Origin of the sequence: Pseudomonas rhizozeae (genome assembly GCF_031583775.1) — a bacterium.
Classification (GTDB): domain Bacteria; phylum Pseudomonadota; class Gammaproteobacteria; order Pseudomonadales; family Pseudomonadaceae; genus Aquipseudomonas.
On sequence record NZ_JAVLSB010000010.1, the window covers coordinates 22328 to 37177 of the forward strand.

General features: G+C 61.1%; 13 protein-coding genes and 1 tRNA gene. 6 read left to right on the plus strand and 8 right to left on the minus strand.

Annotated elements, in window-relative coordinates; genetic code table 11:
* Positions 1 to 39: 39 nt before the first annotated feature.
* Complete coding sequence (locus RG836_RS02165; protein WP_310842832.1) at positions 40 to 942, minus strand: LysR substrate-binding domain-containing protein; 903 nt, start codon at positions 940 to 942, stop codon at positions 40 to 42.
* 157 nt (positions 943 to 1099) lie between these two features.
* Between RG836_RS02165 and RG836_RS02170 the strand changes: the two genes are divergently transcribed.
* Positions 1100 to 2404: an MFS transporter gene (locus tag RG836_RS02170; RefSeq protein ID WP_310842834.1), complete on the plus strand. Its 1305-nt coding sequence runs from the start codon at positions 1100 to 1102 to the stop codon at positions 2402 to 2404.
* Positions 2405 to 2441: 37 nt separating this feature from the next.
* A complete protein-coding gene (locus RG836_RS02175) occupies positions 2442 to 3299 on the plus strand; it encodes a class II aldolase/adducin family protein (protein ID WP_310842835.1) in 858 nt (285 codons plus the stop codon).
* Between the two features lie 109 nt (positions 3300 to 3408).
* Here the strand turns inward: RG836_RS02175 and RG836_RS02180 are convergent, their stop codons facing one another.
* Complete coding sequence (locus RG836_RS02180; RefSeq protein ID WP_310842837.1) at positions 3409 to 4038, minus strand: LysE family translocator; 630 nt, start codon at positions 4036 to 4038, stop codon at positions 3409 to 3411.
* A 99-nt stretch (positions 4039 to 4137) separates the two neighbouring features.
* On the opposite strand from RG836_RS02180, the gene pdxR reads away from it, so the two are divergent.
* Positions 4138 to 5607, plus strand: coding sequence for a MocR-like pyridoxine biosynthesis transcription factor PdxR (gene pdxR / locus RG836_RS02185; protein ID WP_310842839.1), 1470 nt, complete (start codon positions 4138 to 4140; stop codon positions 5605 to 5607).
* A 37-nt stretch (positions 5608 to 5644) separates the two neighbouring features.
* Here pdxR and RG836_RS02190 read toward each other — a convergent pair whose 3' ends face one another.
* The 5 genes from RG836_RS02190 to RG836_RS02210 form a co-directional block, all read right to left on the minus strand.
* On the minus strand, positions 5645 to 6649 hold the full coding sequence (locus RG836_RS02190) for a hypothetical protein (RefSeq protein WP_310842841.1): 1005 nt from the start codon (positions 6647 to 6649) through the stop codon (positions 5645 to 5647).
* Between the two features lie 163 nt (positions 6650 to 6812).
* A complete protein-coding gene (locus tag RG836_RS02195) occupies positions 6813 to 7976 on the minus strand; it encodes an XdhC family protein (protein ID WP_310842843.1) in 1164 nt (387 codons plus the stop codon).
* A gap of 17 nt (positions 7977 to 7993) precedes the next feature.
* On the minus strand, positions 7994 to 8683 hold the full coding sequence (locus RG836_RS02200; protein WP_310842844.1) for a hypothetical protein: 690 nt from the start codon (positions 8681 to 8683) through the stop codon (positions 7994 to 7996).
* Positions 8684 to 8685: 2 nt separating this feature from the next.
* The gene (locus RG836_RS02205; protein ID WP_310842845.1) at positions 8686 to 10974 is read right to left on the minus strand and encodes a xanthine dehydrogenase family protein molybdopterin-binding subunit; all 2289 of its coding nucleotides are present in this window, start codon (positions 10972 to 10974) and stop codon (positions 8686 to 8688) included.
* Positions 10971 to 11462 carry a (2Fe-2S)-binding protein gene (locus RG836_RS02210; protein ID WP_310842894.1) on the minus strand — a complete coding sequence of 164 codons (492 nt, stop codon included), beginning with the start codon at positions 11460 to 11462 and terminating at the stop codon, positions 10971 to 10973. The genes RG836_RS02205 and RG836_RS02210 overlap by 4 nt, the downstream gene beginning before the upstream one ends.
* Positions 11463 to 11837: 375 nt before the next feature.
* On the opposite strand from RG836_RS02210, the gene RG836_RS02215 reads away from it, so the two are divergent.
* Positions 11838 to 12713: a LysR substrate-binding domain-containing protein gene (locus RG836_RS02215; protein WP_310842846.1), complete on the plus strand. Its 876-nt coding sequence runs from the start codon at positions 11838 to 11840 to the stop codon at positions 12711 to 12713.
* Positions 12714 to 12812: 99 nt separating this feature from the next.
* Here the strand turns inward: RG836_RS02215 and RG836_RS02220 are convergent, their stop codons facing one another.
* Positions 12813 to 13820: an NADPH:quinone reductase gene (locus RG836_RS02220; RefSeq protein WP_310842847.1), complete on the minus strand. Its 1008-nt coding sequence runs from the start codon at positions 13818 to 13820 to the stop codon at positions 12813 to 12815.
* Positions 13821 to 13937: 117 nt separating this feature from the next.
* Between RG836_RS02220 and RG836_RS02225 the strand changes: the two genes are divergently transcribed.
* Together RG836_RS02225 and RG836_RS02230 are read left to right on the plus strand one after the other, a co-directional pair.
* Positions 13938 to 14300 carry a winged helix-turn-helix transcriptional regulator gene (locus RG836_RS02225; protein WP_310842848.1) on the plus strand — a complete coding sequence of 121 codons (363 nt, stop codon included), beginning with the start codon at positions 13938 to 13940 and terminating at the stop codon, positions 14298 to 14300.
* Between the two features lie 439 nt (positions 14301 to 14739).
* A tRNA-Lys gene (locus RG836_RS02230) sits at positions 14740 to 14814 on the plus strand.
* The last annotated feature ends 36 nt before the right edge of the window (positions 14815 to 14850 follow it).

Genomic DNA, 14850 nt, shown 5'->3' on the forward strand with positions numbered 1-14850 from the left:
CAAAGGATTGAAATCTCGCAAGAAATTGGCCGCTGGCCTCTAGTTGGAGGGGGCGCTGCCGCTGGCAAGAATCCACTGACAAAACTTTTGCACTTTGGCCGAGTTCTGGTCGCGGGTGCGGTAGCAGAGAAAGTGCAAGTCACGCTGGATGCTGCGCACCTGCTCGCCGCCAAACCGCACCAGACTGCCGTCATCGACTTCGGCCTGGGCGAAGCGCAGAGTCTCGAGTGCGACGCCCAAGCCTTGCACGGCCGCCGCCACCACCAGTGAACCGCGATCGAAGGTCGGACCGTTTTGTGAGCCGGGCGCCGGCAGACCATTCAAGGCAAACCAGTCGGCCCAGCGCACCGGGCTGAAGGACGAATCGAGGCGGATCACCTTGTCCAGTTGCTCCGGCACAAACCGCGCATTGGCGCGGGCGAACTCGGGTGAGCACAGAGCGACCAGTTCTTCCTGGCCGAGGGACTGAACGGTGAGCCCCGGCCCCTGCGGCGCACGACCGTAGGCAATGACAATGTCGATGCTCTCGTGGCGCAGCAGGTCGAAGGGCTCGGCGTTGGACGACAGACGAATATTGATGTCGGGGTGTTTGGCAATAAAGCTCGGCAGCCTCGGCCCCAGCCACTTGGCGGCGAAGCTCGGCGTGCAATGGACTGACAGGCCTTGGGTTTGCTCCGGCGGGCTCAGCTCGGCACAGATGCCATGGATCGAGCTGAAGGCCTGGCTCAGCACCACGAACAGCCGTTCGCCGTCGGGTGTCAGGGTCACTTGGCGATTGGCCCGTAAGAACAAGCCGCGACCGAAGTGCTGTTCCAGGGCGCGCACTTGGTGACTGATGGCCGAGGGACTCAAGTGCAGCTCTTCACTGGCGCGGGCAAAGCTGCCGAGGCGGGCGGCGGATTCGAAGGCGCGCAGTGCGTGCAGGCTGGGAGGCGGTCGCATGGTGAATCGTGCTCATTGAAGAATCTGGTTCACGTATGCGTGAGAATTGGCCTTTTGTCAAAGTGCCGCGGACCGACAGATGATCTCTCCAGCGCTCATGACTTGATTCAACTCAGGCAAGCGCGCCCTTAACAATAACAATATGAGGTAACTGGTGATGGCCGTTGATATTGCCGCCCCGCGAGGGGAAGTGGTTGACGAGGCGACGCGACTGTACCGCAAGGTTACGTGGCGTCTGATTCCGTTTTTGTTTGCCTGTTATGTGGCCGCGTACCTGGACCGGGTCAATGTCGGTTTCGCCAAGTTGCAGATGCTCAATGACCTGCAATTCAGTGAGACGGTGTACGGCCTGGGCGCCGGGATCTTCTTCCTGGGTTATTTTTTCTTCGAAGTCCCGAGCAACATCATTCTGCACAAGGTCGGCGCGCGTCTGTGGATCGCCAGGGTGATGCTGACCTGGGCGATCATTTCAGCCTGCATGATGTTCGTCACCACCCCAACCATGTTCTACGTGCTGCGCTTTCTGCTGGGCGTCGCCGAGGCGGGACTGTTTCCCGGGGTAATCCTGTATCTGACTTATTGGTATCCGGCGGCACGGCGCGGCGGGATCATTGCGATGTTCATGACCGGCATTCCGATCGCCGGACTGATCGGCGGGCCGTTGTCGGGCTGGATCATGCACCACATGTCCGGGGTGCAAGGCCTCGCCGGCTGGCAATGGATGTTTGTGATCGAAGCGCTGCCTTCCTTCGTCCTGGCGTTCTGTGTCCTGGCCTTTCTCGACAACGGGATTGCCGGCGCGAAATGGCTGACGGCAGAGGAAAAGGCCGTGCTGATCCGCAATATCGAAGCGGACAACGTCGGCGCGACCAAACACCGTTTGCGTGATGGCTTCACCAGCCCCTGGGTCTGGTTGCTCAGTGTCATCTATCTGTTCTTCATCATGGGCCTGTACGGCGTTGGCTTCTGGCTACCGACCCTGATCAAAGGCGCCGGGGTTACCGACCCGTTGAGCATCGGCTTGCTGACCACCATCCCCTACGGCGCGGCGGCGATCGCGATGATTGTGGTGGGGCGCATGTCGGACAAGGCCCGCGAACGGCGCTGGCACATCGTCGTGCCCGGTGTCATCGGCGCCATTGGCTGGCTGGTGAGTGTCCAGTTCAGCACCCATTTGTTGATCGCGGAGGTGGCCTTGACCGTCGCCACCATCGGCGTGCTGGTGACGCTGGCGCAGTTCTGGTGCCTGCCGACCGCCGTGCTGGCCGGGGCTGCTGCCGCTACCGGGATCGCGGTGGTGAACTCGGTTGGCAACCTGGCCGGCTTCGTCAGCCCTTACCTGATTGGCTGGATCATCGACACCACCCATTCGATCAACCTCGGCGTGTACACCCTGGCCGCTTCATTGCTGATCGGCAGCTTCCTGGTGCTGACCATGCCCAAACGCCTGGTTAACCGCTAAACCCAACTCAACTGATGCACTGCTGTGAGGAACAATCATGTCAGCCCTGAAAGAACGCACCCTGCCGCACGCACTCGCCCCCGACAGCCTTGGGCGCCCGCGGATCTCGCTGTACCAGCCGGAACAGACCGGCCTGATTTTCCCCGAACTGCCTGAGTTCACCAGCCACGAGCAAGCGCGTAAATACCGCAAGGAGCACCTGGTTGCTGCGTGCCGGGTGTTCGCCCTGCACGGTTTCGACTACGGCTTCGCCGGCCACCTTACGGTTCGCGATCCGGAGCGTCCGGAGCTGTACTGGACCAACCCGATGTGCGTGCATTTCTCTCAGGTGAAGGTCTCGAACCTGATCCTGGTGGACCACAAGGGTGACGTGATTGAGGGCGATTACGCGGTCAACCGCGCCGGTTTCGTGTTGCACGCGGCGGTTCACGATGAATACCCCGACATCATGGGCATGTGTCACGCGCACACCACCTACGGCACCGCGTGGTGCGCCACCGGCCGGCCGCTGGACATGATCAGCCAGGACGCCGCCGCGTTCTACAACAGCCACGCGGTGATCGGCGCTTCCGCCGGCGCCGTGGCGGTGGAGAAGGAGAGCGGTTCGTCAGTGGCCAAGCAAATCGGCCGCAACCGTGGCGTGTTGCACCAGAACCACGGCCTGCTCACCACCAGCCGCCACAGCATCGACGATGCGGCGTTCTGGTTCATCGCCCTGGAGCGTGCCTGCAAGCAGCAGTTGCTGGTGGAAGCCACCGGCATCACGCCGCAACTGTTGTCGGAGAAAACCGCGCAATACAGCCGCGAGCATGTCGGCAGCGACTACATCGGCTGGTTGCATTTCCAGACCCTGTATAGCCACATCGCCACGACACAGCCGGACATGTTCGACTGAATTGTCGCGCCTAACCTGCAACGGCTCGGTCTACCGGCGTTGACGAAGAGGTTCGTCGATACCATAGACCGGGCCGTTCTGGTTCAAGCGAACGCCGCGCAACGTTGATCTACTCAAACGCATTGAAGCCCATCACCAACCCGAACACCATCAACACGCCGCCGGTGGCGCGTTTGCCCCAGACCGCTGCGCCGGGCCTGGCCAAACGGCGGGCCATGGTTTTGGCGCTGACCGCGTAACCACTCGATACCAGCAGTTTGATCAGCACGAACAGCAGGATCAGCGACAGCAGCGAGCCGAGATGGGCGTCCTGCGGGTTGCCAATGAACTGCGGCAGCAGCGACGAGAAAAACAGGATCGCCTTGGGGTTGCTGATGCCAACCATGAACGATTTGCCCCAGAGCACCAGCGTCGCTTCGCGGGGCACGGGCTGTGCATCGTTGACGCGACGGCTTCGAGCCTGCAGCAACTGCTGGAAACCGAGCCACAGCAGGTACACCGCGCCGGCAAACTTGACCAGGGTGAAGACCCGGGGGTTGTCCATCAGTAAGGCGTCGATTCCCAGCAGCGAGCACGTCGCGAGGACGGCGATCGCCACCAGGTCACCGGTGAGAATCCACAACGCGCGACCAGGGCCATACACCAGGGCGTTGTTGATCAGGAAAATCGTCGATGGCCCCGGTGATCCCACCTGGACCACGGCGATCAGTGCAAACAATAAATAGTCGGTGAGTGACATGATGAACCTCTGAAAACACTTAGCGAGCAGATGTCGCTAAGGTAGGTGTAAAGTGGTTCAGGCGGCAGGGCCATTTGAGCCGCTTGGATATGGACCATTATGAGTAAAGGCAAATTTACCTCGGGCATCGACTTGCCGCTGCCAGCGGATACGGGCGGCGCTACCAAGCAGGAGCGCGCGTACCAGGCCCTGCGAGACGCGATCCTCAACGGCTTGCTGGCGGCCACCGAGCGCTTGCCGTCGACCCGGGTATTGGCGCAGCGCTGGGGGATTGCCCGGGGGACGGTGGAAGGAGTGTTCGAACGTTTGCAGCTTGAGGGCTACATCACCCGTAAGGTGGGTTCCGGCAGCCTGGTCAGTGCGGTGATCCCGGACAGCTACCTCAAAGCCCTGAACGACACGCGAAACGCCGAAGCGGCGCGACCGCCCATTGGCACTAGCGCAACACCGGAACCGGCCAGGGCAGGGCGGGAATACCAGGCGCAGGTGAACGTGCCCTTCGTCGCGCGCCTGGCCAATCCGCAATTGCTTGCCCCGGCGGAGTGGGCGGCGAATCTGCAACGGGCGATGGCGGCGATGCAGCCGGAGCAAATGTGCGCCGTCGAGCCGCAAGGGTCATTGTTGTTGCGTGAACAGATCGCTCGCTATTTGCGCGTGCACCGTGGCATCGATTGCCATGCCGAACAGTTGCTGATCACCAATGGCATCCGCCACGGCATCGACCTGGTAGCGCGCTGCGTGCTGTCTCCCGATGATTTCGTCTGCGTCGAAGACCCCGGTTACCCGGCGGTGCAGCGGATTTTCGAGGAGGCGGGCGCGCGCTTGCTGCACGTGCCGACCGACGAGCAGGGCCTGGACTTGCGCGGTGTGCCGGACTCGGCCGTGTGTCGCCTGGCCTATGTCACGCCGGCGCACCAGTCACCCCTGGGGGTAATCATGTCCGCCACCCGGCGCCTGGAGTTGCTGGACTGGGCGCAGCGCCAGGGCGCGTGGATTATCGAGGATGACTACGACAGTGAATTCAACTACCAGAGCGCGCCACTGCCGGCGCTGAAATCCATCGATACGATGCAACGGGTGGTGTACTGCGGCAGTTTCAATCAGGCGCTGTTTTCCAACTTGCGCATTGGTTACTTGCTGGCACCGCCGGTGCTGCACGAGCAAATCCTCGCGCTGTGGCACAAGGTCGGGCGCAGTGTCGGCGTGTCGGAGCAACTGGGGCTGGCAGAATTGATGCGCGGGCCGGGGTTCCTGCGGCACTTGCGCCGAGCCCGGCAGGAATATCAGACCTTGCGCGATATTGTCCTCGACACCCTGGCGGCAGAAGCGCACGGGCGTTACCGCATCAGCGGTGAACACGCCGGTTTCCACTTGATTCTGTGGCTGTTGCCGGAGCATGACCAAGACGCGTTGAACGAAGCCGCACGGCCATTGGGGCTGGTGCTGCAACCGCTCAGCCAATCCTGCCGTCAGATCAGTCTGGCACCGGCCTTTGTCCTGGGGTTCGCCGCGCTGAGCCGCGCACAGGCCAAGCACGCGGCACGGCAATTGGCGCTATTGCTGCGTTGAGAGACCGCGCGGCGCTGCAGTGGCGCCGCGCGATTCATCACAGGCGTTGTTCTTCAATCGTCACGCCAGAATGAGCGAGTTGCTCGAGGTAATCGTCGGGTTGCCACAGCAATTCCGGGAGGGACATCCCGGCTTTGAGCGCGGACCGGCCCTCGAGCCCCAGCGCCGCGCCAACTGCCAGCGCGACACACAACCCGGTCAGCGAGGCGAGGCCTTCCTTGAATTCCAGAGTGCCGCGCACACGCTGGGCTCGGCCATCAATGTCGCCCTCCACCTCGACGACAATTTCCGCCGCCGGCTCACCGCCCGCTTCACGGCTGGACGAGGAGCCCGAGGCCAGGTCGAAGCGGATGTTCCGCGCCCCGGTGGCGACGTACAGGCTGGCGGTGTCGAAGGTCGAAAAGGCACTGGCTTCCAGCGATCGCCCGTCAATGGCGCGCAGTGGTGCCTTGACCGCATCGCCGGTCAGCCAGGTGCGGCGCCCGTCCTTGAAAATCAGCGCGGGAGGCGCGGATTCATGGACGCGCTCCATGTCCTCGAGTGCGGTAGGCCCGGCCTGGTCATTTTCATCGATTATCGCGCCGAGGGTGATGCTGCGCGTGACCTCGAAGCGTTGGGCAAGCTTGAGCGCCAGGAAGGTCGCGGCGCCGCCCATCCAGTGACTGGCGAGAATCACTGGAGCGGCCGAGGCATTGTGGGCGAACAGGGCGATTTCCGGCCCCACTTCCACCAACCCGTTAACGATGCTCAGGAACGGCACGCCTTGGTCCTGCGCGTAAGCCAGGCCGTTGAGCCCGTCATCCGGCGCCAGCATGACCACCGCCGACACCTTTACGTCGTCGGCCAAGCCCAGGCGCGGTTTGTCCATGTCGATTTTCAGCGGTCTGGCGTTGCCGACCTGTTCGGCGATGGCGCCGGCGGTGTCCATGTTGCGGCCGCCGATCAGCAGCGCTGCATCGGGTTGTCGTTGACGTATCCAGCGGGCGGCCTGACGGCCGACGACGCCCGACCCACCGACCAGCAATATTGATCCACTGTGCATAGAGGTGCTCTCCAGGAAGTGCTTGAAAGTGACAATCGACGGCGCACAATCCGCCCGCCGAACGCCTGGTTTTCACTCGTGTGCTGAAGGGGCCAGGCACACGGCTTGAGCTTTTTGTGACAGTGGAGGCAGGGCTGGGGTTTCGTCGAAATACTGATGGGATTCAGGGTGGCATCGGCGTGTGGATCGGCACCGGGCGATGTTTCAACATGCCGCCGCTGCGCTGATTCAGCGCTGCGGTCATCTCCGCGAGGATCGCGGTGGCCACGCTTTCCGGGGTGTCGCCGCCGATGTCGAGGCCGATCGGGTAGTGCAGGCGATCCAGTGCGCCAAGCGCCGGAGCTTGGCCTGGTAGGTGAGCCGCGATCTCGTCGAGCAGCCGTTCGGTGCGTTCCCGTGGCCCGAGTTGGCCGACGTAGGCGGGATTGCCGCGCAGCACGCCGCCCAGCCAATGACGATCCTGGCTGTAGCTGTGGGTCATCACCGCCACCAGGGCGCCGTCGATCAAACCGTCCAGGGCATACGGCGACTGGGCGGGAACGTGCAGCACGGCGTCGGCCAAGGGGAAGCGCTCGGCGCGGGCGAAGTGCGCGCGACCGTCGATCACGCTGACGTGCCAATCCTGCAGCTTGGCCATGTGCACCAGCGGCTGAGCATCGTGGCCGGCACCGAATATCACCAGGCGCCGCTGGGGGGCCAGGTATTCGAGGAACACTTCGACCTCGCCGCGCACGTCCGGATAACGTCGCAGCGATGAACGACCCTGGGTGAGTGTGGCGTGGAGGTCGGCGCGTACTTGGGCGTCGAGTGGCGCGTCGAGCAGGCGGCCGCTGTCGGTGTTTTCGGGATGCAGCACCAAGCGGTCACCCACCCGCACACGGGTATGGCGGTGGCTGGCAATCACCGTGGCCTGCGCGCCGGCGCAATGGCTGGCGCGCACCTGTCGCAGCAGATCGAGCAGGGGGAGTGGTTGTTCGGCGCTGTGGCGTTCGAGCATTACGTGCACGGTGCCGTTACAGCCCAGGCCGAAGGTGAGGGCGGCCTCCTGGTCGTCGTCCTCCTCATCGTTAAGTGCGGCGGTGCTGTAACGGCTGACTACCGCGTCCCCGGTCTCGGTCAGCCACCAGGCTTTCTTCGCCACCTCTGACTCCAGGCAGCCGCCGCTGAGGGTGCCCACGGTGACGCCGTACAACGGAATCAACATGCGCGCACCGGGGCGGCGGTAGGCCGAGCCTTCAACCTTGACCACGGTGGCAAGCACGGCTTGGCCGCTATCCTGTTCGAGTGCCGTCACAGCGTTCAGCAGTGCGCTGGTTCCTGAAAGCATGAGGTTCTGCCTTTTCGTTAGCTCTCGGCAGCCGTCGGGCAGGGCGCCCCGGCATCGATCCACAGTTTCATCGCCGCCACCAGATCCTGATGGGTGCCCGGTGCGGCGGTTCGGCCAGGGCCCGGTTGCCAGGCCCAGATCACCAACGGGTCGTCGCTGACGTGGTGCACAAACTCTTTCTTGAACGTGGCCATGTCATTGCGCCCGCCGCGATAGGCCAGGAAGCTGTTGCGCTTGGGGTCCAGCAATTGCTCGCACAACTGGGCAGCCGTCATGGTCCGCGAGAGGATCATGGTCGGCGGCGGCATGTGCCAGACGAAGCCAGGCATCAGGTTGTTGGCGGCGCCGGGGGGCATGCCGGGGGCGGTGCCATTGCTGTTCTGATGGCAACTGCGGCAGTTGACCGGCTGCGACGAGTTGGCGATCTCCACGAACTTTTTCCCTTCCACCTGCAGCCGCAGGTTGTGCACGGCGGAAATGTTCATCGGGTGCAGGCGGCTGTCATCGCCGACCAGCGGGCGCTGGACGCCGTCCTTCATCACCCCGTGGCAGTTCACGCAGCGCGGATGAGTGGTGACCTGGTGAATGTACTTGAAGGCGTTCTCGGGGGAGGGCGCCTGGGTGAAGTCTTCGTAGGGCGCGGCGTGTGCGGCGCTGTGAGTACCCATGATGGCCAGCGCCAACGTGATCCAGTGGAATTTGCCCATGGTTAATTTGCCTTGTGTGCCAGCGCATTGAGGAGGTTTGCCGGCTTCATGGGAAGGTCCCGAAGCCTGACGCCCACTGCTTGATAAACCGCGTTGCCAATCGCCGGCGCGATGCCGACCACGCCCGGTTCACCGAGGCCCACGGGCAGTTCGCTGCTGTCGATCAGCACGATGTCGATCGGCGGGATTTCATTCATGCGGATTGGCGTGTAGCTGTTGAGGTTCTGGTCTCGCACCTGGCCATTGACGAATTCGGTGTGCTCGTTCAGGGCCAGGCTCACGCCCCACAACGCGCCGCCCTCCAATTGAGCGCGGGCGCCGTCGGGGTGGATGATCACGCCGGCGTCCACCACCATGGCGACCTGCTTGACCTGAATCGCACCGGTCTGGCGATCGACACGAACATGCACCGCCGTCGCGATAAACGCCGCGTTGGTGCGTTCCTGGCCGGCGGACAGGGCGATGCCGATGCCTTCATCCGCCGGCAACGCGGCGCCGTAATGAATCCGCTGTTTCAGTACTTCAAGGGCATGCCTGAGCCGCAGGGCGCCGCCGACAGTCTCGGGGGCAATGCCCGCTTGTTTGCCTTGGCCATCGAGCATGCGCAGGCGGAACTCCAAAGGATCGACGCCGGCGCGGTGCGCGGCTTCATCGATAAAAGATTCCACCCCCCAAACGATCCAGCCCTGGCCGACCGATCTAAGCCACCCCGGCAGGAATGTCCGTTGCGCGAGGTCGTTGTTGACCGCCCGGCTGCGGTGGTTGGCCACGCTGTACCAGTGGTCCGCGCCACTGGTGGAGAAAGGGTCGAGCTTGCCTTTTTTATCGACACTGTCGGCCATGGCCTCGGGGGACATGGTCAACGTCGGCCAGCCTGCGGAAAACGCGTGATCAATGGCCATCAGTTGATTGGCCTGGTTGAAATTCGCCTGGAAGCGTTGCACCGAGGCGGACCTGACTTGATCAAAGCGCGAGTCATCTGCCCGGGTGAAAATCAACTTCACCGGTTTGCCAAACTGCTTCGCAGTGAGCGCGGCGGGGATCATGTAGTCGCCCCACAGTCGGCGACCGAAGCCACCGCCGAGAAAATACGAATGGATGATCACGTGCTGCTCATCGACTTCCAGCGCTTTGGCCACCGACGACAGCGTCAGGGTTTGCCACTGGTTGCCACCGTGGATGTGCCACACGCCATCCTGCACAAGCGCGGTGGCATTCAACGGCTCCAGGGCGAAATGCAACGCGGTGTGGGTTCTGTAGGTGCCTTCGATGGCGTCTGGGTGTTGCTGGACGGCGCTATCGACATCACCGTCGTCCACAAACAGGTAACCCTCGCGAGGATCGTTCACTTGGCGTTCGCCTTCACGCAGGATGTCCGCCTCGCTCACGGTGGCGGTCGCCCCGGCGACGTACTGCACCTTGATCAGGTCGCCCGCTTTGATCGCCGCCGGATAGTGCGTGGCGAGGACCGACACCCAGCCCTGAATCAGATTGCTTGGGTCTTTCAGGACCTCGTAACCCAGGTAACCGGGGATTTTTTTTGCCAGGCTGTCATCGACGCTGACCACTCGACTGCCATAGCGGGTGGGCGGCACGACAGGGCGCGCATACACCATGCCTTCGATTTCAAGGTCGATGCCGTAGACTGCCGTGCCGTTGGTTTTCTTCGGGATGTCCAGGGCCTTGTAATCGGCGCCGATCAGCAAGTGTTTGCTCTTCGGTTTAGGCACGAACTGGCTGAGTTGTTCCGGGGTGAAAGTGCGATCGAAGGCGCCTTTCTGCACGACCTCGGCGAAGCTGAGGCTGCCTTTGGGGGTCAGTACCAGGCTGTTGCGGGTGTCGCACTGCGAGGGCGGGACGTTCATCAGCCGTGCCGCCGCTTCAATCAGCGACTGGCGTCCGGCGGCACCGGCCTGGGACAACGTCTTGAAGGAGCTATTGACCGACCACGAACCGCCCGTGATCATCATGCCCCACTTGGGGTCGGTGTCGACATGCACGATGCTGACGCGATTCCAGTCCGCGCCCAGTTCCTCCGCGACGATCCGCGCTAACGCGGTGCCGACGTGTTGGCCCATTTCCGCTTTGGTGATGTTGATCACCACGTCGCCGGTGGCGTCGATCTGAAACCAGATCGTCGGCGCGAACAGTTTGTTTTTCAGCGCTTCTTTCGCCGGCATCGCCAACGCCGAGAACGCGGGGCTAAATGCCATGACCACGCTGCCCGCCACCGATCCCACGAGAAAATGCCGGCGCGACACCGAGCCTGGCATGTTATTTTTATTGATCATTTAGCACTCCCGCCAGCATTGACCACCGGCAGGGCATACGCCAGTTTGTCGAGTTGCGAGGCATGTTTAATCGCCGCCTTAATTCGGCTGTAGGTCATGCAACGACATAAGTTGGAACTCATGTGGTTGACGATTTCTTCGTCGCTGGGGTTGGGCGTATGTTCAAGTAAGGTCACCGCTTGCATGATCTGGCCGGACTGGCAATAGCCGCACTGCGGTACTTGCAGTTCCACCCACGATTGCTGCAAGGGATGATTGTCCAGGCCCTCGATGGTGGTGACTTTGGCGCCGCGTACCATGCCAACGGGAAACGAGCAGGACCGAATCGCCGCGCCATTCACGTGCAGCGTGCAGGCGCCGCACATGGCGATCCCGCAGCCGAATTTGGTGCCCATGAGCTTGAACTCGTCGCGGATGATCCACAGCAGCGGTGTATCGTCATCGGCAGTTGACTGGACTTTTTTGCCGTTTAAATAAAATTCAATCACGGTCATCTCCACGAACAAAAACATAAAAATCAGGCAAAAAAATCCTTGTTATTTGCTCTTTCAAAGCAAATAAACCAGACGTGTGAGTGTTGAAAATTCGCGGCGTATCGTTATTCAGTCGGTCGGCGGCCAAATGAATACATTAGAGGTTGTTATATGCGCCTTGCTGTTTGTTGTGTTCTGCGCCAGCGGGGATTTTAGATAAAGAATAGTGATCAGCAAAAGTTGCGGCAATGTCATATACGCAATGATTTCGGACATGGTTTCCTCAGCAGTGGCAAACGCAATAGTGGGCGATGGGCTTAATGTGATTGAACAGGATCGCTCACTCAAATATATTGATTTGATTATTTAATCAGTTCGAGTGATCAATTCATGGAGCTTCGGCACTTAAGGTATTTCCTCGCGGTGGCGGAGGAAGGGCACTTCGGTCGCGCTGCGGCCAGGCTGCACATCGTTCAGCCAGCCTTGAGCATGCAGATACGTGCACTCGAAGAAGAACTGGGCACGCCACTGTTCGCCCGTACCAGTCGCAAAGTGATGCTCACCGAGGCTGGCGAGGTATTGGTGAACGAAGCGCGGCGCACGCTGGATCAGGCGCAGCGCGCCAAGGAGCTGGTGCAGAAATCCGCGCGCGGGGAAAGCGGCTCTGTACGGATCGGGTTTTCGGGTAACGCTTCTTATGCGGGCAAACTCGCCAGCGACCTCGGCGACTTTCACCGCCAGTTTCCCGAAGTGGAGATCACCTTGCGCGAGGCCTCGCCGCAACAGCAAGCCGAGGCCATTCTGGCGGGCGAACTGGACGTCGGTTATTGCCCGACCTTTGACGTCGGCGTACATGCCGACCTGAGCTCCGAGCGCATCGGCGCCTGGCCCTGGGTCGTCGCCATGAGTTGCGATCACCGGTTGGCGCAACGCAAAGAGATCACATGCGCTGACCTGCGGGAGGAAAACTTCGTGGTGTATGCCGCCCACGGTGCCGAGGTCACGCAATTGAATTTCCTGCGGCAGATTCTCGGCAAGGAACCGCATGTCTCGCACTACGCCGGCAGCACCCTCGCGGTACTGACCATCACGTCCGCCGGACTGGGCCTGGGCCTGGTGCCGGCACCGTTGAGCACCCTGGCGTTCCAGAACGTGCAGTATCGGCCGCTGGCGGATGTCAGCGCGACGGCGGACCTGGTGCTGATCTACCGCACCCAGGAAACCTCCGGGGCCATCAAGCGGTTTTTGCTTCAGGCGCGGACTTGAGAACCCGCGCTGCCGGGGCCTAGAGCAACTATGCTCGTCGGCCGGCGCTGGGTTGATCGTCTCCGTGCTCGAGAGAATCGTGGCAACGGGCAGGATTGTTCAATCACGGGCCGGAGGACTCGAATCAATGCTTACCAAGACTTTGCCCTTGACGCCACGGGCGTCCAGCGCGTCGTGGGCCTGGGCGATCTGTTCCAGTGGAACGGTCAAACCCATCGTGGGCCTGTACGCGCCCCGGGCGAGGCACGAGGTGACGTCGCGAATCGCACGACGCTTGGCTTCATTGGGAATGTTGTAGACCAGCACGAAGCGCAACACCGAACAATTACCCATGGATTTCATTACAGGCACGGACAATACGGCGTCTGGCGTGGTGACCGCGTAGATGCTGATGGTGCCCCCTTTGGCCAGGCACGCGGTGTCGATGTCCAGGTTGGCGATTGGGTCCACCTCGACGATTCGGTCGACGCCACGGCCATGGGTGGCAGCATTGATCGTCGCGTCGACATTTTCTTCGCGCATGTTAATGACCAGATCCGCACCGGAAGCTTTCACCGTTGCGCAGTCGTCGGCATGGCGAATGGTAGTCGCCACCCAGGCACCGGCCCATTTCGCTAACTGAATCGCGGCTTCACCTACAACGCCTGCGCCACCTTGAACCAACACCCTTTTTCCGCTGAGCTCGCCATCGGCGAACAGGCAATAGTGGGCGGTGAGGGCAGGGATGCCGAGACTGGCCCCAGTCTCGAACGATACGTGATCGGCCAGAGGCACCACGTTGCTCGCAGGCAGCACCACGAATTGTGCTGCGGTTCCGAATGGGCGACCGTTTTGAGCTTCAAACATCCACACCCGTTCGCCGATGCTTGCTTCCGAGACGCCTTCGCCGACCGATTCGATGACCCCGGCGCCGTCCTGATGAGGAATGATACGTTTGAAGGGCATGGGCCCCTTGAAGCCGTTGCGGCCTTTGATGTCGCTAGGATTCACCCCGGAGATGACGACACGAACCCTGACTTCTCCCGGGCCCGGAACCGGTGTCGGCACATCGCCGATCTTCAACACGTCGAGGGCTGTTCCCTGATGTTCGTAATACGCAGCTTTCATACAAAGTGTCCGTCCATAATAGGCGTGCCAACGACTCATCTTCACCGATCCGGGCGATTTCACAAGTACGCACATCACTGATATATAGGGAAAAAATGTATACCAATGGGGCCGCAAATGACTGAAACAACAATCTATCGCTGTGGCGTGAAGGTGATGCTCGAGGTGACCGGAGGGAAATGGAAACCGCTGGTCCTGTACCACTTGCTCAGTGGCACAAAGCGCTTCGGTGAGCTGAAGAGCCTGATCGGCGAAGGCATCACCCAGCGTTCACTGACCTTGCAACTGAGAGAACTGGAAGCCCATGGCGTGCTCAAGCGAAAGGTGTACGCGCAAGTGCCTCCACGGGTGGAATACACGCTGACAGAGATAGGGCTGACCTTGGCGCCAGTGATGCATGCGATGAAGGATTGGGGAGTTGCCTATCAGGCGCACGCGGGCATTTTCCCGCCTGGTTCGGCATTGGTTGATGGTCAGTGAGTGTCTTGGGTTGTAATACCTGCGAACTCTATTGATGGATAACTGGCAGCGATTGAAATCAGCTAAGCGGCATGTGGGGGAGCAGGCAAAGCAGTGTGCGTGAAGATTCCTCGAAAACCGATTATGGAAGTTCCGCTCTGACACATCGTTTAAAAAGTGGGCGATGTCAGATGTTCATGGCTCCAATAAGACTTTTAAATTAAGGGTTTGGATTAAAAAAACAAAGCGCATGCTCTCCAAAACTTGTTCATCACCGACTGTTCAAACCGCAGCGGTGCAAACAGCGGTTATCTGCGCAAATCCAGTTGCCTCAGGCATTGCAGCGGGGGGAGGAGGTTACGCCAATATTTTCGAGGGGAGTAATCTCTATATGCGTCACGAACGGCAACCTTTTCAATCTTCACATTCGTTCGTGGCGAGTAGACAATGCGCGCTCTGTTCCGGGGTAGTTCAGCGGTAGAACACTCGGCTCTTAACCGGGTGGGCGCTGGTTCGAATCCAGCCCCCGGACCCACTACATCGCAGGGTCAGAAGGACATATGTCCAGGCA

Coding starts and splice junctions, on each gene's coding strand:
- RG836_RS02170 (WP_310842834.1), top strand. CDS start 1,100: ATGGCCGTTGATATTGCCGCCCCGCGAGGGGAAGTGGTTGACGAGGCG.
- pdxR (WP_310842839.1), top strand. CDS start 4,138: ATGAGTAAAGGCAAATTTACCTCGGGCATCGACTTGCCGCTGCCAGCG.
- RG836_RS02165 (WP_310842832.1), bottom strand. CDS start 942: ATGCGACCGCCTCCCAGCCTGCACGCACTGCGCGCCTTCGAATCCGCC.
- RG836_RS02205 (WP_310842845.1), bottom strand. CDS start 10,974: ATGATCAATAAAAATAACATGCCAGGCTCGGTGTCGCGCCGGCATTTT.
- RG836_RS02225 (WP_310842848.1), top strand. CDS start 13,938: ATGACTGAAACAACAATCTATCGCTGTGGCGTGAAGGTGATGCTCGAG.
- RG836_RS02195 (WP_310842843.1), bottom strand. CDS start 7,976: ATGCTTTCAGGAACCAGCGCACTGCTGAACGCTGTGACGGCACTCGAA.
- RG836_RS02220 (WP_310842847.1), bottom strand. CDS start 13,820: ATGAAAGCTGCGTATTACGAACATCAGGGAACAGCCCTCGACGTGTTG.
- RG836_RS02200 (WP_310842844.1), bottom strand. CDS start 8,683: ATGGGCAAATTCCACTGGATCACGTTGGCGCTGGCCATCATGGGTACT.
- RG836_RS02180 (WP_310842837.1), bottom strand. CDS start 4,038: ATGTCACTCACCGACTATTTATTGTTTGCACTGATCGCCGTGGTCCAG.
- RG836_RS02215 (WP_310842846.1), top strand. CDS start 11,838: ATGGAGCTTCGGCACTTAAGGTATTTCCTCGCGGTGGCGGAGGAAGGG.
- RG836_RS02190 (WP_310842841.1), bottom strand. CDS start 6,649: ATGCACAGTGGATCAATATTGCTGGTCGGTGGGTCGGGCGTCGTCGGC.
- RG836_RS02175 (WP_310842835.1), top strand. CDS start 2,442: ATGTCAGCCCTGAAAGAACGCACCCTGCCGCACGCACTCGCCCCCGAC.